Annotated in this window: 12 protein-coding genes and 1 riboswitch; of the genes, 2 read left to right on the plus strand and 10 right to left on the minus strand. The window is 74.1% G+C overall.

What is annotated here, in order from left to right:
- The coding region (locus tag AB0C69_RS25315; RefSeq protein WP_360357608.1) for an alpha/beta family hydrolase at positions 1-588 on the minus strand (588 nt) is incomplete at its 3' end.
- A 51-nt stretch (positions 589-639) separates the two neighbouring features.
- On the opposite strand from AB0C69_RS25315, the gene AB0C69_RS25320 reads away from it, so the two are divergent.
- A complete protein-coding gene (locus AB0C69_RS25320) occupies positions 640-1,065 on the plus strand; it encodes a PPOX class F420-dependent oxidoreductase (RefSeq protein ID WP_360357609.1) in 426 nt (141 codons plus the stop codon).
- On the opposite strand, the gene AB0C69_RS25325 is transcribed toward AB0C69_RS25320, so the two are convergent.
- Together AB0C69_RS25325 and gcvP are read right to left on the minus strand one after the other, a co-directional pair.
- On the minus strand, positions 1,062-2,171 hold the full coding sequence (locus AB0C69_RS25325; protein ID WP_360357611.1) for a tetratricopeptide repeat protein: 1,110 nt from the start codon (positions 2,169-2,171) through the stop codon (positions 1,062-1,064). The genes AB0C69_RS25320 and AB0C69_RS25325 overlap by 4 nt on opposite strands.
- 303 nt (positions 2,172-2,474) lie before the next feature.
- Complete coding sequence (gene gcvP, locus AB0C69_RS25330; protein ID WP_360357613.1) at positions 2,475-5,345, minus strand: aminomethyl-transferring glycine dehydrogenase; 2,871 nt, start codon at positions 5,343-5,345, stop codon at positions 2,475-2,477.
- A 170-nt stretch (positions 5,346-5,515) separates the two neighbouring features.
- Positions 5,516-5,610: riboswitch (glycine riboswitch) on the minus strand.
- Between the two features lie 271 nt (positions 5,611-5,881).
- Between gcvP and AB0C69_RS25335 the strand changes: the two genes are divergently transcribed.
- Positions 5,882-8,353: a lysylphosphatidylglycerol synthase transmembrane domain-containing protein gene (locus AB0C69_RS25335; RefSeq protein ID WP_360357615.1), complete on the plus strand. Its 2,472-nt coding sequence runs from the start codon at positions 5,882-5,884 to the stop codon at positions 8,351-8,353.
- A 4-nt stretch (positions 8,354-8,357) separates the two neighbouring features.
- On the opposite strand, the gene AB0C69_RS25340 is transcribed toward AB0C69_RS25335, so the two are convergent.
- From AB0C69_RS25340 to AB0C69_RS25370, 7 genes are all read right to left on the minus strand, one after another.
- Complete coding sequence (locus AB0C69_RS25340; RefSeq protein ID WP_345183957.1) at positions 8,358-8,963, minus strand: MerR family transcriptional regulator; 606 nt, start codon at positions 8,961-8,963, stop codon at positions 8,358-8,360.
- Positions 8,964-9,282: 319 nt separating this feature from the next.
- A complete protein-coding gene (locus tag AB0C69_RS25345) occupies positions 9,283-9,753 on the minus strand; it encodes a bifunctional nuclease family protein (protein ID WP_067886188.1) in 471 nt (156 codons plus the stop codon).
- A 142-nt stretch (positions 9,754-9,895) separates the two neighbouring features.
- Positions 9,896-10,627: a MerR family transcriptional regulator gene (locus AB0C69_RS25350; protein ID WP_345183958.1), complete on the minus strand. Its 732-nt coding sequence runs from the start codon at positions 10,625-10,627 to the stop codon at positions 9,896-9,898.
- Between the two features lie 39 nt (positions 10,628-10,666).
- Positions 10,667-11,197: an FHA domain-containing protein gene (locus AB0C69_RS25355; RefSeq protein ID WP_179848852.1), complete on the minus strand. Its 531-nt coding sequence runs from the start codon at positions 11,195-11,197 to the stop codon at positions 10,667-10,669.
- Positions 11,198-11,506: 309 nt separating this feature from the next.
- Positions 11,507-12,280 carry a DUF881 domain-containing protein gene (locus tag AB0C69_RS25360; protein WP_360357617.1) on the minus strand — a complete coding sequence of 258 codons (774 nt, stop codon included), beginning with the start codon at positions 12,278-12,280 and terminating at the stop codon, positions 11,507-11,509.
- On the minus strand, positions 12,277-12,609 hold the full coding sequence (locus AB0C69_RS25365; RefSeq protein WP_353835321.1) for a DUF1290 domain-containing protein: 333 nt from the start codon (positions 12,607-12,609) through the stop codon (positions 12,277-12,279). Before AB0C69_RS25365 ends, AB0C69_RS25360 begins: the two co-directional genes overlap by 4 nt.
- A 22-nt stretch (positions 12,610-12,631) precedes the next feature.
- Positions 12,632-13,053 (minus strand): DUF881 domain-containing protein (locus tag AB0C69_RS25370; RefSeq protein ID WP_360357619.1); only part of this gene is annotated, 422 nt, incomplete at its 5' end.

The following is a 13,053-nucleotide window of genomic DNA, read 5'->3' on the forward strand; positions in this document are numbered from 1 at the left end:
CGCCCACCGCTTCAGCCACGGCTCCACGGCACGACCGACGGCCGCGGGGTCCTTGCCGAGGTCGTGCCGCTCGCCCGGCAGGACCGCGACCTGCGCCGCGTCCGCCGGGTCGGGCACGCCGAACGGGTCGCGGTCGCCGTTGACGACGACGACCTCGACCCCCGCCGACCGCAACTCCTCCACCCGGGTCTTCTCCGGCCTGCCCGGCGGGTGCAGGGGGAACGCCAGCGCCACCACGCCTGCCGCCCCGGCGGCCTCCGCCGTCCGGCACGCGACCCTCGCCCCGTTGCTGCGGCCGCCCTGCACCAGCGTGACGTCCCCGAACCGCTTCCGCAGCGCCGCGACGATCTCCAGCCACGCCTCGTCCTGCTTGGCCGCCGGCCCCGGCGCCCGCCGCCCGGCGAGCCGGAACGGCTGGACCACCCGCGCGACGGCGCCGCCGAGCCCCAGCGCCTCCGCCCGCACCGCCAGCAGGTCGGCCGCCTCCACTCCCCCGTTCGACCCGTGCGTCAGCACCAGCAGGAACGCCGGGTCCTCCACCTCGTCGAGCACCACCTCGGCGGGCCCGTGCGCCGTCGCGACCTTCATGTGACTCACCGTAGCGGCAGCCGCGAACGGCCGGTGCGGCAGACTGGACCCATGGAGACGATGACCGACAGCGAATGGCGCGCGTTCGTCATGGAGGGCACCCGCACCGGCAAGGCCGCCGTCACCCGCAAGGACGGCACGCCGCACGTGACGCCGATCTGGTTCGTCCTCGACGGCGACGACCTGCTGTTCAACACGGGACACCAGAGCGTGAAGGGCCGCGTCCTCGCCCGCGACCCGCGCCTGTCCGTCTGCGTCGACGACCAGACGCCGCCGTACTCGTACGTGCTGATCCAGGCCGAGGCGTCCCTCGTCGAGGACCTCGACGAGATGCTCCGCTGGGCGACCGTCATCGGCGGCCGCTACATGGGCGCCGACCGGGCCGAGGAGTTCGGGCGGCGCAACGCCGTCCCCACCGAGTACCTCGTCCGCGCCCGCATCACCAAGGTGATCGCCCAGCGCGCCATCGCCGGCTAGCCGTCGGTCCAGTCCGGGGCGGCCGTGCCGGTCGCCAGGCGGAACCGCTCGGCGAAGCTCTCGTGCAGCAGCGGCCCCCACGCGTAGCCGCCCGGCACCCGCACCGCCCTGCCGAGGGTCTCGCGGGCGTCGCCGGCCCGTCGTTCGGCGTACCGGACGGCGAGCAGCGCGTACATGTGGTCGAGGGCGCCGAACGCCTCGCCGGCGAGGGCGGGGAGCGTGCCGTCCGACACGGCGCGCTCGACGACCGGCTCCCACCACAGGTCGCCGTCGTCGTCGGCGTCGCCGAAGTCGCGGCGCAGCCGCGCCCGCACCTGCCCCGCGGTGCCGGGCTCGGCGAGGCCCCGCCGCCACACCTCGCCCGCCTCGGCGCCCCGCCCCCGCAGCGGCAGCGTCCGCGCCAGCAGCTCGGTGGCCAGCGGCCCGACCTCCGGGTCGGCCGGCTCGTCTCCCAGCGCCACCCCGAACGCGCCGATCGCCTGGTCGAGGTAGGAGATGCCGAGCGCCACGGCGAGCCGCCCGTACGCGTAGGGGTCGGCGCCCCGGTCGATCAGCTTGAGCCCGGCGGTCAGGACCCGCTGGGCCCGCGCGGGCTCGTCGCGCTCCAGCAGCCGCTGGGCCAGGTCGTGCGCTGCGGGCGGCCCGTACTCGGCGTCCCCGGTCGCGATCACCGCCTCCCAGTGGCCGCGGGCCGCGTCGAAGTCGCCGGCGTCGTCGGCGATCCGGGCGAGGGCCAGATGGGCGGGCGGCAGGTAGGCGGGGTTGCCGAAGTCGACCACGACCCGCCAGGCGGGCGCCGCCCGCTCGTGCTCGCCCGCCCGCTCGTGGGTGAGCGCCAGGTGGTAGGCGGCGCGCGGCCCGTACTCGGGATCGGCGGTGGCGATCGCCGTCCGGTCGGCCTCCCGGGCGCGCTCGACGTGCCCGGCGTCGTCCAGGACGACCGCCAGCCCCAGCGCCGCCCGCGCCCGGAAGGGGGTGTCGCCCAGCGCGAGCACCTTCTCGAACAGCAGCGCGGCCCTCTCGGCCTCACCGCTCTCGGCGAGGCCGCGGGCCTCCTCGCACAGTCGCGCAGGGTCGTCGGATACCGCGTCCGGAGACTCGATCATCGCTCTTCTGCCCTCTGGGGGTCGGGGTCCGCAAAGAGCGTAGCGATCCGCGCCGCCCCCGTCCCGCGACGACACCCCAAAACCCAAGCAAGATCACAAATCCATCGCCCGTGCCCACCCCGCACCCAGCCGAGCCACCAGCGACCCGAACCATCGCGATCGCGTCCGAAGGCAGGTTCAAGCGAAGCAAGAACCTGATCGCGCAGCGAGCCGCAAGGCGAGCCGGAGCGATGCCAGCGATCGCACGTGGCTTTCCAGGCTGAGGCGCCCCTAGGCGCCTCAGCCTGGAAACCACAATCCAATTCAGTCCTCGAACGCTTCCGGAGGCGGGCAGGAGCAGACGAGGTTGCGGTCGCCGTAGGCCTGATCGATGCGGCGGACGGGCGGCCAGTACTTGTTCTCCCGCAGGGACGGGAGGGGGTAGGCGGCCTCCTCCCGCGTGTAGGCGTGCTTCCAGTCGTCGGAGACGAGGCAGGCGGCGGTGTGGGGGGCGTTCTTGAGGGGGTTGTCCTCGGCGTCGTAGCCGCCGTCGGCGACGCGCTGGATCTCCCGGCGGATCTCGATCATGGCGTCGCAGAACCGGTCGAGCTCGGCGAGGTCCTCGGACTCGGTGGGCTCGATCATCAGGGTGCCGGCGACGGGGAACGACAGGGTCGGGGCGTGGAAGCCGTAGTCGATGAGGCGCTTGGCGACGTCCTCGGCGGTGATCCCCGTCTCCTTGGTGATCTTGCGGAGGTCGGCGATGCACTCGTGCGCGACGAGGCCGTCGCGGCCGGTGTAGAGGATCGGGTAGTGCGGGGCGAGGCGGGCGGCGAGGTAGTTGGCGCCGATGATCGCGCCCTCGGTGGCGGCGCGCAGCCCGTCCGGGCCCATCATCGCGATGTAGGCCCAGGAGATCGGCAGGATTCCGGCCGATCCCCAGGGGGCGGCCGAGATGGGGCCGACGCCGGTGCCGGGGCCGGCCTCCTCGCGCATCGGGTGGTTGGGCAGGAACGGGGCCAGGTGCTCGCGGACGCCGATCGGGCCGACGCCGGGGCCGCCGCCGCCGTGCGGGATGCAGAACGTCTTGTGCAGGTTGAGGTGGGAGACGTCCGAGCCGAACTCGCCGGGGCGGGCGAGGCCGACGAGCGCGTTGAGGTTGGCGCCGTCGACGTAGACCTGGCCGCCGGCCTCGTGCACGGCCGCGCACACCTCGGTGATCGTCTCCTCGAAGACGCCGTGCGTGGACGGGTAGGTCACCATGATCGCCGCGAGGCGGTCGCCGTGCTTGCCGAGCTTGGCGCGCAGGTCGTCGAGGTCGATGTTGCCGCCCTCGTCGCACGTGACGACGACGACCCGCATCCCGGCCATGACGGCGCTGGCGGCGTTGGTGCCGTGCGCCGAGGAGGGGATCAGGCAGACGTCGCGGTGCTCCTCGCCGCGGGAGGCGTGGTAGCCGCGGATGGCGAGCAGGCCGGCCAGCTCGCCCTGGGAGCCGGCGTTCGGCTGGACGGAGACCTTCGCGTACCCGGTGATCTCGGCGAGGAAGCCCTCCAGCTCGCCGATCAGCTCGACGTAGCCGGCGGCCTGGTCGAGCGGCGCGAACGGGTGGATCGCGGCGAACTCCGGCCAGGTGATCGGCTCCATCTCGGCGGTGGCGTTGAGCTTCATCGTGCAGGAGCCGAGCGGGATCATGGAGCGGTCGAGCGCGATGTCCTTGTCCTGGAGCCTGCGCAGGTAGCGCAGCATCGCGGTCTCGGAGCGGTGCGCGTGGAAGACGGGGTGGGTCAGGTAGGGGCTCTCGCGGCGCAGGGCGTCCGGGAACGCCTCGGGGACCTCGCCCACCTCGGTCGCGCCGAACGCCTCGAGCACGGCCGTCACGTGCGCGGGCAGCGTCGTCTCGTCGCAGGCGACCGCGACCCGGTCGGGGCCGTCCGGGCGCAGGTTGATTCCGCGCTCGCGGGCGGCCGCGACGACCTCGGCGGCGCGGCCCGGCACGCGGGCCAGGACCGTGTCGAAGAACGAGTCGTGGACGACCTCGACGCCGCCGGCGCGCAGCCCCGCGGCGATCTCGGCGGCCCGGCGGTGCGTCCGCTGCGCGATCGCGGCCAGCCCCTCGGGGCCGTGGTAAACGGCGTACATGCTCGCCATCACGGCGAGCAGGACCTGGGCGGTGCAGATGTTGCTGGTGGCCTTCTCGCGGCGGATGTGCTGCTCGCGGGTCTGGAGGGCCAGCCGGTAGGCGGTGGCGCCGTCCGCGTCGACGGACACGCCCACGAGCCGGCCGGGGAGCTGGCGCTGGATGCCCTCGCCGACCGCCATGTAGCCGGCGTGCGGTCCGCCGAACCCGTAGGGGACGCCGAACCGCTGCGCGGAGCCCACCGCGATGTCGGCGCCGGACTCGCCGGGCGGGCGCAGCAGGGTCAGCGCCAGCAGGTCGGCGGCCACGACGGCCTTGGCGCCGCGCTCGTGGGCCTGCGCGATGACGGGCTCCAGGTCGCGGACGGCGCCGGACGCGCCCGGGTACTGCAGCAGCACGCCGAAGAAGTCGCCGTCGGGCAGGCCGCGGGACAGGTCGGCGATGACGATCTCGATGCCGAGCGGGATCGCGCGGGTCCGGACGACCTCGATCGTCTGCGGGAGCGTGTCGATGTCGACGAGGAACGCCCCGGGCTCCTTGCGCCGGGAGACGCGGTGCGCGAGGGCCATGGCCTCGGCGGCGGCGGTGCCCTCGTCCAGCATGGAGGCGTTCGCGACGGGCAGCCCGGTCAGGTCGCCCACCATCGTCTGGAAGTTCAGCAGGGCTTCGAGCCGTCCCTGGGAGATCTCCGGCTGGTAGGGGGTGTAGGCGGTGTACCAGCCCGGGTTCTCCAGCACGTTCCGCATGATCACGCCGGGCGTGGTCGTCCCGTGGTAGCCGAGCCCGATCATGGACGTCAGGACGGTGTTGCGGGACGCGAGCTCGCGGAGCCGGTCCAGCGCGGCGGTCTCGCTCAGCGCGGGCGGCAGGTCCAGCGGACGGGACGTGCGGATCGCGGCGGGGACCGCGTGGTCGATCAGCGCCTCGGCGCCGGAGTAGCCGATGGCGGCCAGCATCCTCGCCTGGTCGTCCGGCGAGGGGCCGACATGCCGGTCGGCGAACGCCGACCGGGGATGCTGCGGCGCGGCCACAGGGGCGAAGAACTGGGCGGTCATGGAGGGCCTCCTGGCTGCTGCGGTCGCTCAGGTGCGCCGCCGGCGCGGGCCGGCGGCCGTTCTCCCCCTCTGTCATGGCACCTGAGAGCTTCACCCGCGCGGCGGGGTTTCCCCTTCGGTGAGCCGCCCTTCCCCGCGCGCGGGGACCGACGCCTGCTTTCCAGAGGTGCCTCGCCCGTGCGGTCCTTTTGCCTGAGAGGTTCCGGGGAGGTTGCCCCTTCGGCGCCCCACGCTGGCGGCGTGGGGTCTCTCCCGCACAGGGTTGACGGCATGTCCTAGGTCGAACCCTACCCAAAGGCGCGTCCGCGACGTCGTTCCGGCCCGCCGGAAGGGGCCGCGCCCCGCGGCGCGGGCGGTCTACCGGCGAGTACCATGTGCTGACTCACCTGGGGCGCGACGGTCCCGGGCCGCACGGGGGCGGGGAGACGAGGCTGCGGGATGGACGCGCGTCCCGGCGGCGGCCCCGCGACTCGACGGCGCGCCGCCGGGTCTGGGACGCTGATCACGATGGCGGATGGTCAGGGCGGCGGTACGGCGTGACACAGACCCACGACGGAGCGGTGCGCCCGGCGCAGGGCGCGGCCGGCGCGCCCGTCGACGAGCCCGCCCAGCCGTACCGGATCCGCCGGCCCTCCGACGCCATCCGGTTCGCGGCGTCCGTGGTGGGGCTGGCGGCGGTGATGCTGCTGGTGTCGATCGCGCAGCAGACCACCCACGGCCTGCAGACCGACATCGCGCAGGGCACCGCGCACGCGCCGCGGCTGCTGCTGACGCTGGCGACGCTGGTGTCCAGCTTCGGAGTGCTGGCCGTGCCGATCGCGTTCGCGATCGAGCGGCTCTTCCACAAGGACGGCGTCCGCGTGGCGATCGCGCTGCTGGCCGCGATGATCGCGTTCGGGATCACGGTGGGCCTGGACGACCTGGTGGTGCGGGCCGCGCCGGGCGGGGTGCTCGACTCGCTGATCTGGGGCGGCACGGAGACCGCGCCGGTGCACACCGACATCGCCCCGGTCATCGCCTTCGTGAGCGCGGTCGGGATGGCGGGCCGCGCCCGCTGGCAGGCCGCGACCTGGACCATGATCGGGCTGGCGGCGCTGACGGGGCTGACGGCGTCCTACGCCTCCGTCGCCGCGCTGGCGGCCACCTACCTGCTCGGCCGTGCCATCGGCCACGGCACCCTCTACGCCGTCGGGACGCCGAATCCCCGCCCGTCCGGGACGGCCGTGGTGGCCGCGCTCGAACGGCTCGGGCTGCACCCGCGGCGGGCGGCGCGCCTGGACGGCACGCACGACGCCGACGAGACCCGCCGCTACGGCGTCGCCCTCGACCCCTCACCGCAGGGCGGGTACGGCGCCCGGCTCCCGGCGGGCCGGGGGCGGCACGGCGACTGGGACGTGGAGGTCCGCGTCCTGGACCGCGACCAGCAGACCGCCGGGCTGCTCTACCGCGTCTGGCGGTTGCTGCGGCTGCGCGGCGCCACGACGGGGCGGACGCTGCGGTCGCTGCGCCGGTCCCTGGAGCTGGAGTCGCTGACGGCGTACGCGGTGGACGCCGCGGGCGCCCGGACGCCCCGGCTCGTCGGCACGTGCGAGGTCGGCACCGAGGCGGCGCTGCTGGCCTACGAGCACGTCCCGGGACGGCGGCTCGGGGACGTCCCCGACGCGGAGATCACCGACGAGCTGCTGGCGGACGTGTGGCGGCAGTTCCGGGCCCTGCAGGCGGGGCGGCTCGCGCACCGGCGGCTGGAGGGCGAGGCGGTCCTGGTCGGCGACGACGGGCTGGCCTACCTGACCGACCTGCGGTTCGGGGAGACGGCGGCCGGCGACCTGGCGCTGCGCCTGGACCTCGCGCAGCTGCTCACGACGCTGGCGCTGCGCGCGGGGCCGGAGCGGGCGGTGGGGACGGCGGCGCCGGTGCTGGGCGAGGAGGCCCTCGGCGGGGCGGTGCCGCTGCTGCAGCGGGTGGCGCTGTCGCGGGCGACCCGCACCGCGCTGCGGCACCACAAGGACCTGCTGACCCGCATCCGGGAGCAGATCGTCCGGCTGAAGCCGGAGACGGAGGCGCCCCCGGCCAAGCTGGAGCGCTTCCGGCCGCGGACCATCGTCAGCATCGTGGCGCTGTCGGTCGCGGCGTACATCGTCATCCCCCAGGTGACGAGCCTGGACATCGGCCGCCTGGCGGCCACGGCGAGCTGGCACTGGGTGGCCGCGGCCCTCGGGGCGGCGGCGCTCACCTACGTCGCCGCCGCGTTCATGCTGATGGGGTTCGTCCCCGAGCGGCTGCCGCTGGGGCGGACGGTCCTGGTGCAGCTGGCGGCGTCGTTCGTGAAGCTGGTCGCGCCGGCGGCCGTGGGCGGCGTCGCCGTCAACACGCGCTACCTGCAGCGCTCGGGCGTCCGGCCCGCCCTCGCCGTCGCGAGCGTGGGCGCGTCCCAGCTCGTGGGGATGGTCACCCACATCCTGCTGCTGGTGCTGTTCGGGTTCCTGACCGGTTCGACGGCGAAGGCGACGCAGGACCTGGCCCCGTCCCGGACGATCGTGCTCGCGGTGCTCGGGCTGGGGCTGCTCGCGGGGCTCGCGCTGACGGTGCCGCGGGTGCGACGGGTGGTCGCCTCACGGCTGAGGGCCATGTTCTCGGGCGTGGTGCCGCGCCTGGTGGACGTGCTGCAGTCGCCGAAGAAGCTGTCCACCGGGATGGGCGGCACCCTGCTGCTGACGCTGGCGTTCACGCTGTGCCTGGACGCCTCGATCCGGGCGTTCGGCGGGTCGCTGCCGTGGACGACGGTGGTGCTGGTGTTCCTCACCGCGAACGCGGTGGGGTCGGCGGCGCCGACGCCGGGCGGGCTCGGCGCCGTCGAGGGCGCGCTCACGCTGGCGTTGACGATCTCGGGGCTGACGGCGGAGACGGCCACGTCGGCGGTGCTGCTCTACCGGCTCCTGACGCTGTGGCTGCCGGTCCTGCCGGGGTGGGGGGCGTTCGCCTTCCTGCAGCGCAAGGAGGCGCTCTGAGGGGTCAGCCGGTGCGGCGGGCGCGCCGCCGGTCGGCCAGTTCGTCGTGGTGGTGCCCGGCGGGGTCCTCGTCGCCGGTGGAGGCGCGTTCAGCGGGCAGTTCCGCGAGACTGCCCTCCACCTCCTGCCACACCCGTCCGAGCGCGATGCCGAACACGCCCTGGCCGCCCTGGAGGAGGTCGACGACCTCGTCGGGCGAGGTGCACTCGTAGACGCTGACGCCGTCGCTCATCAGGGTGATCTGGGCGAGGTCCTGGACGCCGCGGTCGCGCAGGTGGGAGACGGCCGTGCGTATCTGCTGCAACGAGACGCCGGTGTCGAGGAGCCGCTTGACGACCTTCAGGACGAGGACGTCGCGGAAGCTGTACAACCGCTGGCTGCCGGACCCCTGGGCCGATCGCACGCTCGGCTCCACCAGCTTCGTGCGGGCCCAGTAGTCGAGCTGCCGGTAGGTGATGCCCGCCGCGGCGCACGCCGTCGGGCCGCGGTAACCGACGTCCTCCGGCGGCGCCGACACCTGGGTGTCGAAGAGCAGGCCCTGCTCTCCGGCACGGCGGGACGCCACGCGCCTGTCGGGGGTCGCCTTGCCCTCGCCGCTGCTCACCGCCACGCGGACCTCCGGCTTCTATCATCCCGTAGCGGTTCGTCAAGGGGGTTTGACGAATAACACCACGGGTGTTCCACCAGCACGGTAGGTGCCGGTCAGGGTGTGGTCAACGTTCATCGTCGGCGCGTCGCATGCCCGGATGAACCGGCTTCACGTGGGCAAACTGCGCACCTTCGTCACCCACGCAGTCCATACCCCGATGGTTCCCCCGCAAAAACCGCCAGGTCCGGCGCAATGGGCGACCATTCGCCCGATCGCATGATCTCGCACTCCAGAGTGACATACGGCACAGCGGCCGCTCGCCCCGGGGTGGCGGAGAGGCCTAACCGGCGCGGCCGAAGTCCTCAGGGGAGATCGTGTCGAGGAACTCGCGGAACTTCTCGACCTCGTCCTCCTGCTCGTCGGGGATGGCGACGCCGGCCTCCTCCAGGACGTCCTCGCTCGCGAAGATCGTGGCGCCCGTGCGCAGCGCGAGGGCGATGGAGTCGGACGGGCGCGCGCTCACCTCGACGCCGTTGGAGAAGACGAGGTCGGCGAAGAAGATCCCCTCGCGCAGCGCGGTGATGTTGACCGTGCGGAGCTGGACGCTCAGCGCGTCCAGCACGTCGCGGAAAAGGTCGTGGGTGAGGGGCCGGGCGGGCAGCACCCCCTGCTGAGCGAAGGCGATCGCGGTCGCCTCCACCGCCCCGATCCAGATGGGCAGGTAGCGATCGCCCTCCGTCTCCTTCAACAGGACGATCGGCTGATTGGAGGGCATCTCGACCCGGACGCCGACGACCTCCATCTGCTTCACTGCGGCTCCCTGCTGGTTCTCGCTGTCTCGATCACCACGTGCAGCGGATCGATTCCTGACCGAACCATGTAGCCAACGTACACCCAGGCTCGGACAGCTCGCGGCGCGCGGGGTACGGCAAAATCCTCCACCGGCCGCGTGATCAGTGGTCGAGGCTCTCGCGCAGGCCCGCGCCCACCAGCGCGGCGTGCAGCCGGACCGACAGCGCGGCGATCTCGCGCGCGGTCTCGGCGGCCTCCTCGTGCGCGCCGCGGCTGCGGCGGCGCAGCTGCGGCGCGACCATCTGCTCGATCAGGCCGACCTGCCGGTCGGCGGCGGCCTTGACGGCGCGCAGGTGCCGCACCTCGAAGCCGAAGTCCTCGAGCGCGGCGGCCACGCGCGCGATGTTGAGCGCCTCGCCCTCGTAGTGCGCTCCGATCCGGCGGACGAGGCCGTACTCCTCCAGTCGGACGAGGAGGGCCTCATCGATCCCGGCCCCGTCCAGGAGCTGGCGGCGGGTGAGCCGCACGGCGGGCTCCGCCGCGGTGGTGTCGGCGGCCACGAGCGTGCGGGGGCGCCGCCGCTCAGGCTCGGCCGGGCCGGCGCGGCGCGCGCCGGGCGGCGGGACGCTCTCACCGCGGTCGCGTGCCTCCAGCTGCTGCCGGATGACGCGCAGCGGCAGGTAGTGGTCGCGCTGCGCGGTGAGGACGTAGCGCAGGCGCTCGACGTCGGCCTCGCCGAACTTGCGGTAGCCGGAGGGGCTGCGCTCCGGCTCGACGAGCCCCTCGGACTCCAGGAAGCGGATCTTGGAGATCGTGATGTCGGGGAACTCCGTCCTGAGCAGCCCGAGGACGTCCCCGATGGTCATCGGGGACCGGGCCGGCTCCGCGCTCAAGGGCCCTCCCATCGTTCGCCGCGACCTCGCCGCGTTCCGTCAGCCGTGGGCCGGGTTGGTGAGGAACACCAACCGGAACTTGCCGATCTGGACCTCGTCGCCGCCCGACAGCCCGGCCTGGTCGATCCGCTGCCGGTTGACGTAGGTGCCGTTGAGGCTGCCGGTGTCGCGGACGGAGAACACGCCGCCCTGCCGGGCGAACTCGGCGTGCCGGCGGGAGACGGTGACGTCGTCCAGGAAGATGTCGCTCTCGGGGTGCCGCCCGGCGGACGTGCGGTCCTTGTCGAGCAGGAAGCGGCTGCCGGCGTTGGGCCCGCGCTTGACGACGAGCAGCGCGGTGCCCGGGGGGAGCGCCTCCATCGCCATCTGGTCGGGCCCGACCGGCTCCTCGGCGCCGGCGTCGGTGTCCAGCGCCTCGAATCCCCCGATGGAGATCGTGGACGTGGACTCGCCCGGCGACTCCCGGGGAGGCGGCGGCGCCGAACTCCTCAGCGGAGTGCCGCAGTTCGAGCAGAAGCGGGCATCATCCGGGTTGGCGTGACCGCACTGCGTGCAGTAGACGCTCGGCATCGATCGGCTCGGCCTCCTACCATCGGCGTGCCGCCCGCGGACCGCCCGCCGTAGCGGGGACCGCCTGCGCCACGCGCATCCTTCACCCAACCCACGCCGGGGATCCGCCCCGGCAACGGTCCAGCTTCACCGCCCGCTCACGCGACGGTCGCCGCAACTTACGCGGCTATCACCCGAGGGGTCAACCGGAACGGTGAACCGGCTGCACCAAACTACATTCGACGATGATCGCAGGTCCATGCCGCCGCGCGGACCGCCGCGATCACGACGTCCCGGCACGGTGCCCGGTTTACCGTCCCCCCGTCCCCTCTAGGGAGACCGTACCGCGCCGACGGCCACCTTCGCGCGCCGGGTGATCAGGACGCGGGCGCCAGCGCCCTCCAGCGTGCGGACGAGGCCTCCCGGGATGTTGAGCGCGGTCGTCATCGTGTGCGGGTCGCCGATGGCCAGGAACCGGTAGGGGGCGGTGAGGAGCCTGCCGTCCGCGCGGACGCCGTCGCGGACGTCCAGGAAGTGGGTGTCGACGCCGACGCGGACGTCGCCGACCTGGATGACCTCGGCGCCCGCGTCGCGGAGCTCCTCCAGGGCGTCCAGCAGGTTCAGGGCCTTCACGCCGTGCCGGGGGTCGTCGATGCGCAGTTCGATGCCGGGGCCCTCGGCGGGGAGCGTGCCCGCCAGCAGGCCGTAGGTGGTCGCCCGCTCGCGCGCCTCCTCCAGAGCCGTTCCGCCCTCGTCGCGCTCCAGGCGGGCCTTCGTCTCCTCCAGGTCCCGCAGGTCGCCCCTCAGCCGTTCGGAGCGCTGGCCCAGATCCGCGAGGATGCCGACGAGCTCGTCCTGCCGCGCGGTGGCGAAAGTGGTGTCGCGCTCGGTCGAGCGCACCTGCGCGGCGACGGCGAACCCCAGCACGAGGCACAGGAGCCCGCCGACGAGCTGCCCGGGGCTGACGCGGGGGCGCAGCAGATCGGCGAGGGCGCGCAGGCCTCCGGGCGCGGGCGGAACCCGTCCGTCCTCGGGAGGCCCCTCGTTCTCCGCGGCCCGCCCGTCCTCCGGTGGCGCCTTCCGCGTGGCCTCGCCGCCGGTCATGCGCCGAACAGCTTCCGCCGGATGGCCGCCGCGTTGGAGAAGATCCGGATGCCGAGGACGACCACGACGCCGGTGGACAGCTGCGAGCCGACGCCGAGCTTGTCCCCGAGGAAGACGATCAGCGCGGCGATGACGGTGTTGCTGACGAAGGAGACCGTGAAGACCTTCTCGTCGAAGATGCCCTCCAGCCGGGCCCGGACCCCGCCGAACATGGCGTCGAGCGCCGCCACGATCGCGATCGGCAGGTAGGGCTGGAGCCAGAGCGGGACGTCCGGCTGGATCAGCAGGCCCAGCGTGACGCCGGCCACGAGCCCGATCAGCGCGATCATCCCCGGGTCACCCCTCCCCCGCTCACCGGCCGCCCCCCTCGCCGGGGACGGCGTACCGCAGCCGGACCGCCCCCGCGGCGGGCAGCCGCACCTCGTCCGAGCGGCGCGTGCCGTACCTGATCCCGAACCGGTCGCGCAGCGCCGCGAGCCGCCGGTCCGCGGGCGAGCCGGCGAAGGCGGCCCGCAGCCGCCCGGGGTCGCCGACCGCCGTGACCTCGTAGGGCGCGCCGAGCGGCCGGTAGTCGACCAGGATCGCCTCACCGGCGGCGCGGATCGCGGTGGTCGGGGTGAGCCGCCGGCCGTTGACGCCGATGGCCCGCGCGCCCGCCGCCCACAGCCCGTTCACCAGGACCTGGAGGTCCTGATCATAGACCCGGCCGTCGGCGGCGCCGCCCCGGGCCGGCGCCGGGGCCCGCCCGGCGGGGGGCAGCGGGGCCCCCCGGC

Origin of the sequence: Actinomadura sp. NPDC048032, assembly GCF_040653175.1 — a bacterium.
Classification (GTDB): domain Bacteria; phylum Actinomycetota; class Actinomycetes; order Streptosporangiales; family Streptosporangiaceae; genus Spirillospora; species Spirillospora verrucosospora.

What these genes read in the sequence shown, in the direction of transcription:
- gcvP (WP_360357613.1), bottom strand. Translation starts at nt 5,345, where the DNA reads ATGACCGCCCAGTTCTTCGCCCCTGTGGCCGCGCCGCAGCATCCCCGG.
- AB0C69_RS25325 (WP_360357611.1), bottom strand. Translation starts at nt 2,171, where the DNA reads ATGATCGAGTCTCCGGACGCGGTATCCGACGACCCTGCGCGACTGTGC.
- AB0C69_RS25365 (WP_353835321.1), bottom strand. Translation starts at nt 12,609, where the DNA reads ATGATCGCGCTGATCGGGCTCGTGGCCGGCGTCACGCTGGGCCTGCTG.
- AB0C69_RS25355 (WP_179848852.1), bottom strand. Translation starts at nt 11,197, where the DNA reads ATGCCGAGCGTCTACTGCACGCAGTGCGGTCACGCCAACCCGGATGAT.
- AB0C69_RS25320 (WP_360357609.1), top strand. Translation starts at nt 640, where the DNA reads ATGGAGACGATGACCGACAGCGAATGGCGCGCGTTCGTCATGGAGGGC.
- AB0C69_RS25360 (WP_360357617.1), bottom strand. Translation starts at nt 12,280, where the DNA reads ATGACCGGCGGCGAGGCCACGCGGAAGGCGCCACCGGAGGACGGGCGG.